This is a genomic window from Rhodococcus sp. NPDC058639, assembly GCF_042717545.1.
In the GTDB taxonomy this organism is placed as follows: domain Bacteria; phylum Actinomycetota; class Actinomycetes; order Mycobacteriales; family Mycobacteriaceae; genus Rhodococcus.
The window spans coordinates 160449-175588 of sequence record NZ_JBHXRF010000007.1; the positions used below are offsets into that span (position 1 = coordinate 160449).

A 15140-nucleotide genomic window follows, 5' to 3' on the forward strand; every position below is an offset into this window, starting at 1 on the left:
ATGAGGCGCGCGCTCCCGTGGGCGGCTGTCGCCGTCCTCGTTCTCGCGGTGCTCCTCGTAGGGTGGCTCTCGCCCGTGCGGCCCGCGTCCGTGCGGAGCGACGGCGTCGGTCCGGACAGCGGTGAACTCGTCGCCGACTATCTCGCACGCGCCGACGCGAGCCTTGCCGACGCGGCGCGCGAACCGGACGCCCCGCACTGGGGCCTTATCTCGTTCGAGCGGGAGGTCGACACCGCCGCCGTCGCGGCTCTGCCCGGGCAACTGCGGATCGCGCAGGTGTTGTTTCGCGTCCCGATCGACCGAGTGCAGACGCCGCTCGTCCCGGTGGCCGTGTCGGCGCATCCGGAGGCGCTGCGCAAGGCTCCGCTGGTGGCGGCGGGACGGTTGCGTCTCCAGTCGTCCGGTCCCGACCGGGCCGCGCGGATCGCGGCGGTGTCTGCGGACCGGCTGGCCGCGGGCTGTGCCTGCATCGTGGGGGTCGCGGTGCGGGGCACCGCCGCGCAGTTGCGTGCCGCTGCCGAGGACCCGGCGGTACGCGCGGTGGAAGTACTGCCTTCCGATGCTGTAGCGGGACGTTTCTCCCTGATTCCGCTGCTGCCCGAGCATGTCGAGACCGTCGTGCCCGGGCCGGACGACGCCGAACCCTGAGATCGCCCGCCCTCGGCGTGAGCCGGAATCGTCCCTCGGCGTGAGCCGGAATCGTCCCTCGGCGTGAGCCGGAATCGTCCCTCGGCGTGAGCCGGAATCGTCCCTCGGCGTGAGCCGGGATCGTCGCAGCCGTACGGTGTCCTCGTGAACCGGCCGACCGCTCCCGCTCTGCGCACAGGTGTGTTGTGCGGCCTCGGCGCGTACCTGTCCTGGGGACTCTTTCCCGCCTTCTTCGGGCTTCTCGCGCCGGCCGGTGCCATCGAGATCCTCGCGCACCGGGTGCTGTGGACGCTCGTGCTCATGGTCGTCGTGCTCGCCGTGATGGGCAGGCTCGGTTCGCTGCGGGGCCTGTCCCTGCGCACCTGGGCACTCGTCGCGGCGGCCTCGGCGGCGATCGCGGTCAACTGGGGCACCTACATCTACGGGGTCACGTCGGGACGCGTCGTCGAAACCGCACTGGGGTACTTCATCAATCCGCTCGTGAGCGTGCTGTTCGGCGTGCTGTTCTTCCGCGAGCGGTTGCGGCCGGCCCAGATCGGTGCGCTCGTGCTCGCGGTGTGTGCGGTCCTGGTCATCACGGCCGACTACGGGCGGCCCCCGGTCCTGGCGCTGACGCTGGCGCTGTCGTTCGCGTTGTACGGAGTGATCAAGAAGGTCGTGCCACTCGACCCGAGGACATCGCTGGCGGGGGAGGGTGTCGTCGCGGCCCCGTTCGCGCTGGGATACGTGATCTTTCTCGCTGTGACGGGAACCGGCACCTTCATCGGTTTCGGTGCGGGTCACACCGCCCTGCTGATGTCCGCCGGGGTGGTCACCGCCGTGCCGTTGCTGTTGTTCGGGGCTGCCGCCCAACGCGTTCCGCTGGCTACGCTGGGGATGTTGCAGTACCTGACGCCCAGCCTGCAGATGGCGTGGGGGGTACTCGTCCTCCACGAGGACATGCCGGCGTCGCGGTGGATCGGTTTCGTCCTGATCTGGGTGGCGCTTGTGGTGTACAGCACCGACGCGCTGATCCGGTCGCGTCGTGGGCGCGCCGCGGTCAAGGCTGTCGGTAGCTCGGCTTAGACTCGTCGGTGCCCACAGACATCCCGGGAGAGGCACGCGTGGCTGACTCGTTCGTTCATCTGCACAACCACACCGAGTACTCGATGCTCGACGGCGCCGCCAAGGTCGGCCCGTTGTTCGCCGAGGCGCAGCGGCTGGGGATGACGGCCGTCGGCATGACCGACCACGGAAACATGTACGGCGCCAGCGAGTTCTACAACGTCGCCAAGAAGTACGACATCAAGCCCATCATCGGTATCGAGGCATATGTCGCACCCGGCTCCCGCTTCGACACCAAGCGTGTCAAGTGGGGCGACCCGAGCCAGAAGTCCGACGACGTCTCCGGCTCGGGTGCCTACACCCACATGACGATGGTTGCGGAGAACGCCACCGGACTGCGGAACCTGTTCAAGTTGTCCTCCCTGGCCTCGATCGAGGGCCAGTTGGGCAAGTGGGCACGCATGGACGAAGAACTCATCGCGTCGCACGCCGAGGGCATCATCGCCACCACCGGCTGTCCGTCCGGCGAGATCCAGACACGCTTGCGGCTCGGCCACGACCGCGAGGCCCTCGAGGCCGCAGCGAAGTGGCAGGAGATCTGGGGCAAGGACAACTTCTTCCTCGAACTGATGGACCACGGTCTGTCCATCGAACGCCGGGTCCGCGAGGGTCTGCTCGAGATCGGCAACAAACTCGGTATCCCGCCGCTGGCCACCAACGACTGCCACTACGTGACCAAGGACGCCGCGGAGAACCACGAGGCGCTGCTGTGCATCCAGACCGGCAAGACGCTCTCCGATCCCACCCGGTTCAAGTTCGACGGTGACGGCTACTACCTCAAGTCCGCCGACGAGATGCGCGCCATCTGGGACGCCGAGGTGCCCGGGGCGTGCGACAACTCGGTGCTGATCGGCGAACGCGTGCAGTCGTACGACGACGTGTGGACCCACCGCGACCGCATGCCGATCTTCCCGGTGCCCGAAGGCCACACCCAGGAGAGCTTCCTGCGCCACGAGGTCATGCGCGGACTTGACCGCCGGTTCCCGTCCGGCCCGCCGCAGGAGTACCTCGCCCGCGCCGACTACGAGATCGGCGTCATCAACGAGATGGGCTTCCCGGCCTACTTCCTCGTCGTCGGCGACCTGATCAATCACGCGCGGGAGGTCGGTATCCGGGTCGGACCCGGTCGTGGTTCGGCTGCGGGTTCCCTCGTCGCCTACGCGATGGGCATCACCAACATCGATCCCATCCCGCACGGACTGCTGTTCGAGCGATTCCTCAACCCCGAGCGCGTGTCGATGCCCGATATCGATATCGACTTCGACGACCGCCGCCGTGGCGAGATGGTGCGGTACGCCTCGGAGAAGTGGGGAACCGACAAGGTGGCGCAGGTCATCACGTTCGGCACCATCAAGACCAAAGCTGCGATCAAGGACTCCGCCCGAGTGCAGTTCGGGCAGCCGGGCTTCGCCATCGCGGACCAGATCACCAAGGCGCTGCCGCCGCCGATCATGGCGAAGGACATCTCGGTGTCCGGCATCACCGATCCGAGCCACGAGCGGTACAAGGAAGCCGTCGAGGTGCGCGCACTGATCGACTCGAACCCCGACGTGCGGAAGATCTACGAGACCGCGAGAGGTCTCGAAGGCCTGATCCGTAACGCAGGCGTGCACGCCTGCGCGGTGATCATGTCGTCCGAGCCGCTGATGGATGCGATCCCGCTGTGGAAGCGTGCGCAGGACGGCGCGATCATCACCGGCTGGGACTACCCGTCGTGCGAGGCCATCGGCCTGCTGAAGATGGACTTCCTCGGGCTGCGCAACCTCACGGTGATCGGTGACGCGATCGAGAACATCAAGGTCAACCGCGGGATCGATCTCGATCTCGATACTCTTCCGCTCGAAGACCCGGCGACCTACGAACTCCTCGCGCGCGGCGACACCCTCGGCGTGTTCCAGCTCGACGGCAGCGCCATGCGCGATCTGCTGCGCCGCATGCAGCCCACCGGCTTCGAGGACATCGTCGCCGTCCTCGCGTTGTATCGCCCCGGCCCGATGGGCATGAACGCGCACAACGACTACGCCGACCGTAAGAACGGCCGGCAGCAGGTCACGCCGATCCATCCCGAGCTCGAGGAACCGCTGAAGGAGATCCTCGCCGATACCTACGGTCTGATCGTCTACCAGGAGCAGATCATGCAGATCGCTCAGAAGGTGGCCGGTTATTCGCTCGGGCAGGCCGACATCCTCCGGCGCGCCATGGGTAAGAAGAAGCTCTCGGTGCTCGAGGAAGCGTATGCGGGCTTCCGGGAAGGCATGCTGAAGAACGGCTTCTCCGAGCCGGCGGTCAAGGCCCTGTGGGACACGATCCTCCCGTTCGCGGGTTACGCGTTCAACAAGTCGCACGCAGCCGGCTACGGTCTCGTCTCCTTCTGGACGGCGTACCTGAAGGCGAACTACCCCGCCGAGTACATGGCGGGTCTGCTCACCTCGGTCGGCGACGACAAGGACAAGGCCGCGATCTACCTGTCCGACTGCCGCAAGATGGGCATCACCGTGCTGCCCCCCGACGTCAACGAGTCGCACACCAACTTCATGTCGGTGGGTGAGGACATCCGGTTCGGGCTCGGTGCGGTGCGCAACGTGGGCACCAACGTCGTGGCATCGATCATCAAGGCCCGTGAGGAGAAGGGGAGGTTCACCGACTTCTCCGACTACCTCGACAAGATCGATACGGTCGCCTGCTCGAAGAAGGTCACCGAATCTCTCATCAAGGCAGGCGGTTTCGACTCGCTCGGGCATCCCCGCAAGGGATTGATGCTCGTGCACGCCGACGCGATCGACGCGGTGATGAGCACCAAGAAGGCCGAGGCGATCGGCCAGTTCGACCTGTTCGGCGGCGCCGACGCCGACGAGTCGGTCGCGTCGGTGTTCAACGTGAAGATCCCCGACGAGGAGTGGGACAGCAAGCATCGTCTCGCGCTCGAACGCGAGATGCTCGGTCTCTACGTCTCGGGACATCCCCTCAACGGTGTCGAGCACGTGCTCGCCGCCCAATCCGACACGCACATTCCGGCGATCCTCGAGGGCGGGTTCAAGGACGGTACGCAGGTCACTGTCGGCGGCATCCTCGCGTCGGTGAACCGTCGCATCAACAAGAACGGTCTCGCGTGGGCGTCGGCTCAGCTCGAAGACCTCACCGGCGGCATCGAGGTGCTCTTCTTCCCGCAGGCCTACGCCGTCTACGGCATGGACGTCGTCGAGGACTCGGTGGTGCTCGTCAAGGCGCGGGTCTCGGTCCGCGACGACCGCATCTCGTTGATCGCCAACGACCTCGCCGTACCGGACCTGTCCCAGATCGGGGTCGCGAAACCGGTGTCGGTGTCGATGCCGACACGGCTGTGCACTCCCGACAAGGTCGGGGCGCTGAAGAATGTGCTCACGCGGCATCCGGGGACGGCCGACGTGAACGTGCGACTGATCACCGGGAGCAAGGTCACGGTGCTCCGACTCGACGACAGCCTGCGCGTCGAACCGTCGTCCGCACTGATGGGTGACCTCAAGGCTCTGCTCGGACCCAGCTGTCTGGCGACCTGATCGGGGACGGGGACGGGGACGGGGACTCGGTACCGGGCTCCGGGGCCGTCCCGTCCGGGCAGTTACGAGCGCCGGTAATACGCCCGGCGGACCCACCACACGAGTGTGGTGGCTGCTGCGGCAGTGAGCACCGCGGTCTGTGCGGTGCCGGTGAGGACGAGCAGCGCCACGAGCACCAGGAACCCGACTGCGAGGGCCTCGAGTTTGTACATCGGCCATGCGGAACCGGCGATGTCGATATAGCTGTCGCGCCCAGCATCACGGGTCGGCGACTCGAGTGTCGTCATCGCACCTCCTGCGGGTCGGGAAAGCCTTCCTTCAGGGTAGTCGCATTCGAGAATTCGGGTCAACGAACTTTCGGACGGACGTGTGGCGGATCACCGGAGCGTGTTCACTGGGTGCATGCCCCTTACCGGAGAATATGAACCCAGCCCCTCGTCCTGGGCGGCCGATCAGGTTGCAACCTACGAGTCGTCGGGCGGTACCGAGGGCACCACCCTCGGCGGCAGGCCCGTGGTGATCCTGACAACTCGCGGTGCCAAGAGCGGCAAGCTGCGGAAGACCCCGTTGATGCGGGTCGAACACGACGGCACGTATGCCGTCGTCGCCTCGCTCGGGGGCGCTCCCAAGAATCCCGTGTGGTACTACAACGTCGTCGCAGATCCGCACGTCGAATTGCGGGACGGCACCGAGGTCTACGACATGATCGCCCGCGAAGTGCACGGTGACGAGAAGGCTCTGTGGTGGGAGCGGGCGGTCGAGGCGTACCCCGACTACGCCGACTATCAGACCAAGACGGAGCGCGCCATCCCTGTCTTCGTCCTCGAGCGGATCTAGCACGATGGCCGGGCGCACCGTCGCGGACCAGCTTGTGGCTCAGCTCGTCGATGCCGGCGTCCGCCGGATCTACGGCATCGTGGGCGACAGCCTCAATCCGGTCGTCGACGCGGTGCGCCGCACCGGCGGCGCCGCCCGAGGTGGCATCGACTGGATCCACGTGCGCCACGAGGAGGCGGCCGCGTTCGCGGCTTCGGCCGACGCGCAGATCACCGGTGAACTGGCTGTGTGCGCCGGGTCCTGCGGTCCGGGAAACCTTCATCTGATCAACGGGCTGTACGACGCCCACCGGTCGGGCGCTCCCGTCCTGGCGATCGCGTCCCACATCCCGTCGACGCAGATCGGAACGGCCTATTTCCAGGAGACCCACCCGGACCGGTTGTTCGTCGAATGCTCGACCTACACCGAATTGATCAGCGCGGCCGCTCAAGCGCCGCGCGTCGTGCACAGCGCGATGTCGCATGCCCTGGCAGCGCCGGGCGTCGCGGTCGCGATCCTGCCCGGCGACATCGCCGCGCTGCCTGCCGTCGGTAGGGCACCGCGCGTCGTCCGCACGGGCGCACCCACGCTCGTTCCCGATCCCGCCGACGTCCATGCGCTCGCCGAGGCCGTCAACGCAGCGGACAAGATCGCGATCTTTGCGGGTGAAGGGGTGCGGGGAGCGCGCGAGGAGTTGCTCGCGCTCGCCGATACGGTCGCGGCGCCGATCGGGCACAGCCTGCGCGGTAAGGAATGGATCCAGTACGAGAACCCGTTCGACGTGGGAATGACCGGCCTGCTCGGATACGGCGCCGCACACGACGGTATGCACGGTGCGGACCTGCTGCTGCTCATCGGCACAGATTTCCCGTACGACCAGTTCCTTCCCGATGTGCCGACCGCCCAGATCGACGTCGATGCCGCGAGGCTGGGCCGCCGCACCGAGCTCTCGCTCGCGGTGCACGGGGACGCCGCCGCAACCTTGCGTGCCCTGCAACCCCTGGTCCACCGCAAGACCGACCGCGGATTTCTAGAACACACCCTCGAACGTCATCGCGATCTGATGAGGAAGGTCGTCGGGGCGTACACGACACCGGTGGGCCAGCGAAAGCCCATCCATCCCGAGTATGTGGCCTCGATCCTCGACGACGTCGCCGCCGACGACGCGGTGTTCACCGCGGACACAGGCATGTGCAACGTGTGGTCCGCCCGGTACCTGAACCCGAACGGCCGACGGCGATTCCTGGCGTCCGCCCTGCACGGTTCGATGGCCAACGCGTTGCCGCACGCGATCGGCGCGCAGATCGCCGCACCCGGACGGCAGGTCGTGTCCGTGAGTGGCGACGGCGGACTGGCGATGCTGCTCGGGGAACTGATCACGGTGGCGATGCACCGGTTGCCCATCAAGATCGTGTTGTTCGACAACTCGACCCTCGGGATGGTCAAACTCGAGATGCTGGTCGACGGCCTCGCGGATTTCGGGGTCGACGTCCCGGCCGTGAACTACGCGAAGGTAGCCGACGCGCTGGGGTTCTTCACCCGCCGCGTGGAAGATCCGGGGGACGTGGAGCACGCACTGCGGGACGCGTTCGCCCGGCCGGGACCGGTGCTGATCGACGTCGTCACGGACCCACGGGCGTTGTCGCTGCCACCGGCGATCACCGGCGAACAGGTCAAGGGCTTCGCACTGGCCATGTCGAAAGTCGTCATGAACGGGGGAGTGGGCGAAGCTGTGCAGATGGCGAAATCGAACCTTCGCAACGTGCCGAGGCCGTCGCAGTTCGGCTCCTGACCGGGCGACCCGTGGCGTCCGAGAGGCGCGGGTGGGGGTCCCGCGTTGTCGGTGAAGCACAGGTAGTGGCAGCATTGACCGGTGACCTCCACCGCGCGAACAGCAGAACCGACACACGAGACCACCGTGCCCAGCGCGGCTGACATCGATGCGGCTGCCGAGCGAATTTCCGCGGTGGTCGCCCCGACCCCCCTCGAACCGAACCCCCGGCTGTCCGCGCTGACCGGTGCTCATGTCTACCTCAAACGTGAGGACCTTACGCGGGTGCGGTCGTTCAAGTTGCGCGGCGCCTACAACGCGATGGCTCAACTCGACGCCAGTGAGCGTGCGGCCGGGGTGGTCACCGCGAGCGCCGGCAACCATGCGCAGGGCGTGGCATACGCCTGCCGCGCGATGGGAATCACCGGACGTATCTACGTTCCGACGCGTACCCCGAAGCAGAAACGCGACCGTATCCGTGCGCACGGCGGCGATTTCGTCGAGCTCATCGGTGTCGGCGACACCTTCGACGCGGCGGCCGCCGCGGCCGCCGCGGATGTCGCGCGGACCGGCGCGACGATGATCCCGCCGTTCGACGACGCGCGTACCGCCGCCGGCCAGGGCACCATCGCCCGCGAAATCCTGGAACAGTTGCACGGAGACCTGGACGTGCTGATCGTGCCGGTCGGTGGAGGCGGACTCATCGCCGGACTCGCGGCGTACCTCCGCGAACGATCGCCGCACACATCCATCGTCGGGGTCGAGCCTGCCGGTGCGGCGTCGATGACCGCTGCGCTGGTCGCGGGTGGTCCGGTGACGTTGCCCGAGGTCGAACCGTTCGTGGACGGCGCGGCGGTCAAACGGATCGGTGATCTTCCGTACGCCGTGGTCTCCCGTCTCGGTGCGGAGGTCGTCACCCACTCGAACCTTCCGCTCGTGGCCGCGCTGCGCCGGGAGGGTCTCGGCAGCGGCCCGTTCGGGTTGGCGCAGGTCGACGAGGGAGCGATCTGCACGGCCATGCTCGAGCTGTACCAGAACGAAGGCGTCATCGCGGAGCCTGCCGGCGCGCTGGCAGTGACCGCGCTCGAGTCACTCGTGGTGCAGCCGGGAGCCAATGTCGTCTGCCTGGTGTCCGGTGGCAACAACGACGTCTCGCGCTACGGTGAGATCATCGAGAGGTCGCTCGTGCACCGTGGTCTCAAGCACTACTTCCTCGTGGATTTCCCGCAGGAGCCCGGATCGTTGCGCAGGTTCCTCGACGAGGTGCTCGGCCCCGACGACGACATCACCCTGTTCGAGTACGTCAAGCGCAACAACCGCGAGACGGGTGCGGCGCTGGTCGGTATCGAACTCGGTGCGGCAGAGAACCTTTCGTCGCTGCTTCATCGGATGGACGCGTCGCCCGTCGAGGCACAGCGGCTCGAGCCCGGGTCGCCGGCCTACCGTTATCTGACGTAGGCCGGCGTCCCCGTCCCCGCCGACGGGGATTTCGGCTGTGTCAGACGAGTGGTTCCGATCGGGTCGCGCCGGTACGGGATTCGAGAATCACGAAGGAATGTCCCGGTACGAGCACCGCGGATTCGGTGCGATTGACGATCGGTTCGTCCCACCACAGGATCGGGCGCCCTCCGGCCGGTACCGTCACCGGATCGGGTCCGAGATTGCAGACCACTCGTAATGCCCCACGGTACAACGTGATCCAGCGTTCCTCCTCGTCGTAGGTGACGTGGAGATGCTCGAGCCACGGATCGCTGATTTCTGCCCGCTCGCGGCGCAGCGCGATCAGCTCCCGGTAACAGTCGAGCAGTCGTGCGTGCTCGGGTGCGGTGCGCTCGTCCCAGTTCAGCTTCGAGACCTCGAAGGTGGCCGGATCCTGCGGGTCGGGAACGTCCTCGGTGTTCCACCCGTGTTCACCGAACTCCCGACGCCGACCCTCCACGACCGCCGCGGCGAGTTCCGGTTCGGGATGCGAGGTGAAGTAGCGGAACGGTGTACCGGCACCCCATTCTTCGCCCATGAACAGCATCGGCGTGTACGGCGAGGTGAGGACGAGAGCAGCGCGAACGGCAAGCTGCCCGGCGTCGAGATAGGCGCCGGGCCGGTCGCCGAGCGCCCGGTTGCCGATCTGGTCGTGGGTGCACGTGTAGGCGACCAGTGAACTCGCAGGCGTGCGACGGATATCGAGCGGCCGTCCGTGTATCCGGCCACGGAACGTCGAATACGTTCCGGCATGGAAGAACCCGTGTCCCAGTGTCTGCGCCAGGCATTCGAGAGACCCGAAATCGCCGTAGTAACCCTGCCGTTCCCCCGATACGGCGGTGTGGATCGCGTGGTGGATGTCGTCTGCCCACTGTGCCTGCAACCCGTACCCGCCACCGGAGCGCGGGGTGATCATGCGCGGATCGTTGAGGTCGCTCTCGGCGATGAGACTCAGTGGGCGTCCGAGGTGCGTGGAGAGACGGAACGTTTCGACAGACAGTTCCTCGAGCAGATGGGTCGCGGTGTGGTCGAGGAGAGCGTGGACGGCGTCGAGCCGGAGAGCGTCGATGTGGAAGTCCCGGAACCAGCGGAGCGCGTTGTCGAGAATGTACCGGCGAACCTCACCGGACTCCGTGCCGTCCAGATTGATGCTGTCACCCCAGATGCCCGGAGCAGGCGCCACATACGGGCCGAACCTGCCGAGATAGTTGCCCGACGGGCCGAGGTGGTTGTAGACCACGTCGAGCGCCACCGCGATGCCTCGCGCGTGCGCAGCGTCGACGAAACGTTGCAGTGCGGCGGGGCCGCCGTAGGATTCGTGCACCGCGTACCACAGCACACCGTCGTAGCCCCATCCGTGGGTGCCGTTGAATGCGTTGACCGGCATGAGTTCGACGAAGTCGACACCGAGGTCGGCGAGTTCGTCGAGTCGGTCGATCGCGGCGTCGAGTGTGCCTTCTTCGGTGAACGTGCCGATGTGAAGTTCGTAGAGGACACTGCCCGGGAGTTGCCGGCCGGTCCACAACCGGTCGGTCCACCCGCCGGGGTCGGCGACGTGGAGTTGTGACAGTCCGTGTACCCCGTCGGGTTGCCTCGGAGAGCGGGGGTCCGGGAGCACCGTGTCGGTGTCGCCGTCGAGGACGAAGCCGTATCGGGCGTCGGGGGGGACGTCGACTTCGGCACGCCACCACCCTCGCCTGTCACGCTCCATGGGATGAAGAGTCTCGTCGGCGTACAGCTGCACTGATGATGGGATCGGGGCCCAGACCTCGAAGGTATGCACCACACCAGCATGCCGTGTGTTCTCCTGCGGTGCAGCGTGTCACCTACGCCGGGACCGATTTTGGCGCATCGGTGCTGCACCCGATGCTGCTAGGGTGATCGTGATGTCCGAGCCCGCCCGAAGAACCTACAGCTCGCCGCTCAGAGAAGAAGCGGCGCGGCGCACCAGGGCCGCGATCCGCGGGGCAGCGGCGCGACTCTTCGTTCGCGACGGATACGTGAGCACCACTGTGCGGCACATCGCCGAAGAGGCAGGTGTCGCGGTGCGAACCGTCTTCACCGCCTACCCCGGTGGAAAGGCAGATCTGTTCCGCGAAGCCCTCGACGAAGCCGTGGCCGGCCCCGGCGACACGTCGGCGACTCAGGGTCGCCCCGCCGTGCGGCGGCCCGGTGGCCGCCCGGTGACCGAGGCCGACCTGATCCTCGGGCAGGTCGTCGACTACGGCGCCGAGATGCTCGAACGTGCCGGCGGGCTCCTCATGACCTCCGTCGAGTCGTCGGGTGCCGACCCCGACATGCGCAGGTTCGCGGAAGAAGATGCACGCGCGACCGCCGACAACGCGCGCACCATCGCAGAAGGTCTGTACGAGGGCGGGTGGCTGCGTCCCGACATCACCGCCGAGCACGCCGCCGACGTGCTGTACGCGCTCATCTCGCCGCAAGTGCACTCGCTGTTGCGCCGTGACTGCGGGTGGGACATCGAGCATTACCGCTCGTGGCTCGCGTCGACGCTCCGCGCGACACTTCTCCGGTGACCGGGCCTACCTGCCGCCGTCGGCGTCGAGGTAGAGCCAGTCGCCGTTCTCCCTCACGAACCGGCTGTGCTCGTGCATCGAGTCGGACACACCTGCGTGCGTCCAGTGGGCGCGGAACTCGACGGTGCCTTCCGTATGGAGGAAACCCCCGCCGGTAGTGTGCACGACTTCCAGACCGGTCCAATGTTGTTCGGGATCCAGGTCGAGGCGTGCGGGCCGGGTGGAGGGGTGCCAGGTGCGACGGAGATAGTCGACGTCGCCGAGGACGAACGCGGTGTACCGCGACCGCATCAGTTGTTCGGCGGTCGGTGCGCTGCGCCCGGCGAGAAACACCCCGCAGCATTCGTCCATCGGTATCCCGCGGCCGCACGGGCACGCGGTGTCGGCGGAATGTTCGGAATTGCGGCGACGTCGACCCATCCGGTCATTGTCCCACTGTCCCGGATCCCTCACCTCGGGGCGTGCGGGTGGTGGAGAATGCCGACCATGCACGCGCAGCGATACGTCGGGGTGGTCGGACCGGGTGAGGCCACGCCCGAGGAACGACGGATCGCCCGCACGCTGGGCGGTCTGCTCGCGGGCCGCCGCGCGATCGTGGTGACCGGGGGATTGGGCGGGGTCATGGCCGCGGCGTCCCGGGGCGCGATCGAGGCGGGCGGCACCACCGTCGGTTTCCTCCCCGGTGACGATCGTGCCGACGGCAATCCGTATCTGACGGTGGCGATCCCCACCGGGCTGGGGGAGATGCGTAACGCGCTTCTCGTCCGGAGTTGTGACGCCCTCGTGGTCGTCGGCGGCAGTTGGGGGACGATGAGTGAAATCGCGCTCGCGGTGCGAACGGGTGTGCCCGTCTTCTCCGTCGGCGGATGGAAGATGCCCGCCGGCGGCGTGCTCGACGTCGAATCTCCGGCCGAGGCGGTGGAGTGCGTGCACGCGCTGCTGTGGCGCAAAGAACCCCAATAAGCGGTGCAGCACCGGCCATCCGATGGGATGGCCGGTGCTGCAACGGATGCCGAGAGGAGACGGCGCGTGTTTCCTGATCCGGTGCGGACGCCTACGGCTGGGCGAGCTCGTAGCGGCGGCGGTACTCGGTCTTGGACGTCTCGCTGATGTCGACGTCCGTGGCCCGGGCGCGCAGAGCACCGACCGTCGCCTGCTCCCGGGGGATGTGGGCGAACGGGTCCCAATCGAAGAACCGCGCGGCGTTACCGAACGTGATCTTGTCGATCTCTTCGTCGGTGCACTCGGAGGCGACCAGTTCCTCCATGAGCATCTCGGGTGAGTTCGGCCAGGTCGAATCCGAGTGCGGGTAGTCGCACTCCCACGCGATGGTGTCGATCCCCAAGTGGTCGCGGTTGTTCAGGCCGCTCGGCTCGGTGATGTAGCACGCCAGGAAGTTCTTGCGCCACACGTCGGTCGGTGTCATGCCCTTGGGCAGGAAACTCACTCCCGTCCAGGACTGGTTGACGATGTGCCGCTCGAGACGGTCGAGCCAGGGAGCCACCCAGCCCACGCCGCCTTCACTCATGGCGAACTTGAGGTCCGGGAACTTCTGGAAAACACCGCTGAGCATGACGTCGTTTGCCGCGATGGTGGAAATCAGCGGCGTCAACACCATCATGTCGTCGATGTTGAAGCCTTCGGGCCGCTTGACCAGGCTGAAACCGCCACCGATGTGCAGGCTGAGCACGATGTTGTTGTCGACGCAGGCCTTGAAGATCGGGTCCCAGTAGCCGGACTTGAAGTCCGGGTAGCCTTCGCCGACGCCGTAGGGGGTTTCCGGGATGCTGATCGAGCGGCATCCCATGGCGGCGAGCCGCGCGATCTCCTTGACGGATTCATCCACGTCGAAGAACGGGATGATCCCGAGCGGGATGAACCGTCCGGGGTGGGCGTTGGGGACTTCGCCGACCACCCAGTCGTTGAACGCCTTACAGGCGGCGAGGGACAGTTTCTTGTCCGGCAGGCTGGCCAGGTGGGTGCCGGCGAAGCCGGGGAAGGTGGCGAACAGCGTGGCGGCGAGGGTGCCGTTGGCATCCATGTCGCGCACGCGCATGTCCATGTCGTAGACGCCGGGCCGCATTTCGGCGTATCCGGTGGGGTCCATGCCCCACTCGCTCTTGGGCCAGGAGACCACGGCGTTGAGTCCGGAACTGCCGACGACTGTGTCCTGGAACAGCCAGGCCTGCACGTTGGGATTGCGCGGATGGGCGGTCAGGCGCGGTGCCTGATCCATCAGGCTCTTGGGGAAATACTTTTCGAAGATGTCAGCTGGCTCCACGACGTGGTCGTCGATGCTGATCATCACCATGTCATCAATGTTCATTTGGGTCCGTTCCTCTCCTGTCCTGCGCGGTGAGCGCTCGCAGCGATCCCGGTCACACAAGAGAATATCGCTTCCATGCACGAGAATCACGTTCCACACTACTGAATATGCTGCTTCTTGGGAATCCTCGGTCGCCCGAGGTCGGGTAGGTCGTCGTTCCGGTGGGGGAGGTGGGTTCGAGGGAATGTCCGGCGCCCGCTCACCGCGCTTCCCGTGCCGATGGGTTCCCCTTTGATCAATTCGCTGAAATGCCAGTTCAGCGACAGTTTTCGGGGCCGAAGGCGCTAGGATCGGCCTCATGGTCCGGCACCGTCGATGAGGGATGCTGCGCGCGCGGTGCGGCAGAGGAGGTCGTGTGGCAGACGAGGACACCCAGCGAGGGGAAGTCGGTTCCGGGGGTCAGGGAGGACGTAGCGGTGGCGCAGAGCGGAGAGTTCCCCCTGCCGGTCGAGGACAGCGATCCGGTGACGGCGGCCGAGCGGTGGGCCGACCGGAAAGCGGAGCAGAAGTGGGAAACGGCTCGGACGGTGCGGGACCCGGATCGGTGGCGGACGCAGAGCGTCCGTCCGAACCCGACTGCGGTGCGAGTGGTCGAGCGGGTGTGGCTGGAGAAGGCGGCATGGTTCCGGGCGTTGGGACAGGCACTGATCGCGCAGCGGATCGAGGACGGCCGACCCGTGCCGATGACCTCCCGCGATCCGCTGGCGGACGAACTGACCGAGATGATCGAGGACGAGATGCGGCGCAATCCTCCGCAGGACCAGAATCTCCCCTTCTGATCCAGGCGGAATGGGCGCAGGTCCGTGAGGAACTCGTAGATCTGGAACTGCTCGGCCGAAAGCTGGCCGGGCGCCTGGCAGCAGCGAAGAACGCCTCGGCGACCGAGCAGGTTTGTGGTCTCGACGGTGATGACCGGCCTGACG

The 15140-nt window shown here is 66.8% G+C and carries 13 protein-coding genes; 9 read left to right on the forward strand and 4 right to left on the reverse strand.

All coding sequences use genetic code 11. The features are described from left to right. From ACFWU2_RS15470 to dnaE, 3 genes are all read left to right on the forward strand, one after another. Window positions 1-648 (forward strand): hypothetical protein, encoded by a 648-nt coding sequence (locus ACFWU2_RS15470; RefSeq protein WP_378607670.1) that lies wholly within the window; start codon window positions 1-3, stop codon window positions 646-648. 144 nt (window positions 649-792) lie between these two features. Beyond that, window positions 793-1713 (forward strand): EamA family transporter RarD, encoded by a 921-nt coding sequence (rarD, locus tag ACFWU2_RS15475; RefSeq protein ID WP_378607672.1) that lies wholly within the window; start codon window positions 793-795, stop codon window positions 1711-1713. A gap of 38 nt (window positions 1714-1751) precedes the next feature. Further along, window positions 1752-5288, forward strand: coding sequence for a DNA polymerase III subunit alpha (gene dnaE / locus ACFWU2_RS15480; RefSeq protein ID WP_378607675.1), 3537 nt, complete (start codon window positions 1752-1754; stop codon window positions 5286-5288). A 62-nt stretch (window positions 5289-5350) separates the two neighbouring features. On the opposite strand, the gene ACFWU2_RS15485 is transcribed toward dnaE, so the two are convergent. Then, entirely contained in the window at window positions 5351-5575 is a 225-nt protein-coding gene (locus ACFWU2_RS15485) for a hypothetical protein (RefSeq protein WP_378607677.1), read from the reverse strand. Between the two features lie 115 nt (window positions 5576-5690). On the opposite strand from ACFWU2_RS15485, the gene ACFWU2_RS15490 reads away from it, so the two are divergent. From ACFWU2_RS15490 to ilvA, 3 genes are all read left to right on the forward strand, one after another. Then, window positions 5691-6125: a nitroreductase family deazaflavin-dependent oxidoreductase gene (locus tag ACFWU2_RS15490; protein ID WP_378607679.1), complete on the forward strand. Its 435-nt coding sequence runs from the start codon at window positions 5691-5693 to the stop codon at window positions 6123-6125. 4 nt (window positions 6126-6129) lie between these two features. After that, complete coding sequence (locus tag ACFWU2_RS15495) at window positions 6130-7896, forward strand: pyruvate dehydrogenase (RefSeq protein ID WP_378607681.1); 1767 nt, start codon at window positions 6130-6132, stop codon at window positions 7894-7896. A gap of 81 nt (window positions 7897-7977) precedes the next feature. Then, a complete protein-coding gene (gene ilvA, locus ACFWU2_RS15500; RefSeq protein WP_378607683.1) occupies window positions 7978-9333 on the forward strand; it encodes a threonine ammonia-lyase IlvA in 1356 nt (451 codons plus the stop codon). Window positions 9334-9373: 40 nt separating this feature from the next. Here ilvA and treZ read toward each other — a convergent pair whose 3' ends face one another. Beyond that, entirely contained in the window at window positions 9374-11137 is a 1764-nt protein-coding gene (gene treZ, locus ACFWU2_RS15505) for a malto-oligosyltrehalose trehalohydrolase (RefSeq protein WP_378607685.1), read from the reverse strand. A 103-nt stretch (window positions 11138-11240) separates the two neighbouring features. Between treZ and ACFWU2_RS15510 the strand changes: the two genes are divergently transcribed. Then, complete coding sequence (locus ACFWU2_RS15510) at window positions 11241-11891, forward strand: TetR/AcrR family transcriptional regulator (protein ID WP_378607687.1); 651 nt, start codon at window positions 11241-11243, stop codon at window positions 11889-11891. Window positions 11892-11897: 6 nt separating this feature from the next. Here ACFWU2_RS15510 and ACFWU2_RS15515 read toward each other — a convergent pair whose 3' ends face one another. Next, a complete protein-coding gene (locus ACFWU2_RS15515; RefSeq protein ID WP_378607689.1) occupies window positions 11898-12311 on the reverse strand; it encodes a YchJ family protein in 414 nt (137 codons plus the stop codon). A 57-nt stretch (window positions 12312-12368) separates the two neighbouring features. Here ACFWU2_RS15515 and ACFWU2_RS15520 point away from each other — a divergent pair, with 57 nt between their 5' ends. Further along, complete coding sequence (locus ACFWU2_RS15520; protein ID WP_378607691.1) at window positions 12369-12854, forward strand: TIGR00725 family protein; 486 nt, start codon at window positions 12369-12371, stop codon at window positions 12852-12854. A 91-nt stretch (window positions 12855-12945) separates the two neighbouring features. Here ACFWU2_RS15520 and ACFWU2_RS15525 read toward each other — a convergent pair whose 3' ends face one another. After that, entirely contained in the window at window positions 12946-14316 is a 1371-nt protein-coding gene (locus ACFWU2_RS15525) for an amidohydrolase family protein (RefSeq protein ID WP_378607693.1), read from the reverse strand. A 317-nt stretch (window positions 14317-14633) separates the two neighbouring features. Here ACFWU2_RS15525 and ACFWU2_RS15530 point away from each other — a divergent pair, with 317 nt between their 5' ends. Then, window positions 14634-14996: a hypothetical protein gene (locus ACFWU2_RS15530; protein ID WP_378607695.1), complete on the forward strand. Its 363-nt coding sequence runs from the start codon at window positions 14634-14636 to the stop codon at window positions 14994-14996. Window positions 14997-15140 lie beyond the last annotated feature (144 nt).

Coding starts and splice junctions, on each gene's coding strand:
- ACFWU2_RS15520 (WP_378607691.1), top strand. CDS start 12,369: ATGCCGACCATGCACGCGCAGCGATACGTCGGGGTGGTCGGACCGGGT.
- ACFWU2_RS15470 (WP_378607670.1), top strand. CDS start 1: ATGAGGCGCGCGCTCCCGTGGGCGGCTGTCGCCGTCCTCGTTCTCGCG.
- ACFWU2_RS15485 (WP_378607677.1), bottom strand. CDS start 5,575: ATGACGACACTCGAGTCGCCGACCCGTGATGCTGGGCGCGACAGCTAT.
- ACFWU2_RS15510 (WP_378607687.1), top strand. CDS start 11,241: ATGTCCGAGCCCGCCCGAAGAACCTACAGCTCGCCGCTCAGAGAAGAA.
- ACFWU2_RS15515 (WP_378607689.1), bottom strand. CDS start 12,311: ATGGGTCGACGTCGCCGCAATTCCGAACATTCCGCCGACACCGCGTGC.
- ACFWU2_RS15490 (WP_378607679.1), top strand. CDS start 5,691: ATGCCCCTTACCGGAGAATATGAACCCAGCCCCTCGTCCTGGGCGGCC.
- ACFWU2_RS15495 (WP_378607681.1), top strand. CDS start 6,130: ATGGCCGGGCGCACCGTCGCGGACCAGCTTGTGGCTCAGCTCGTCGAT.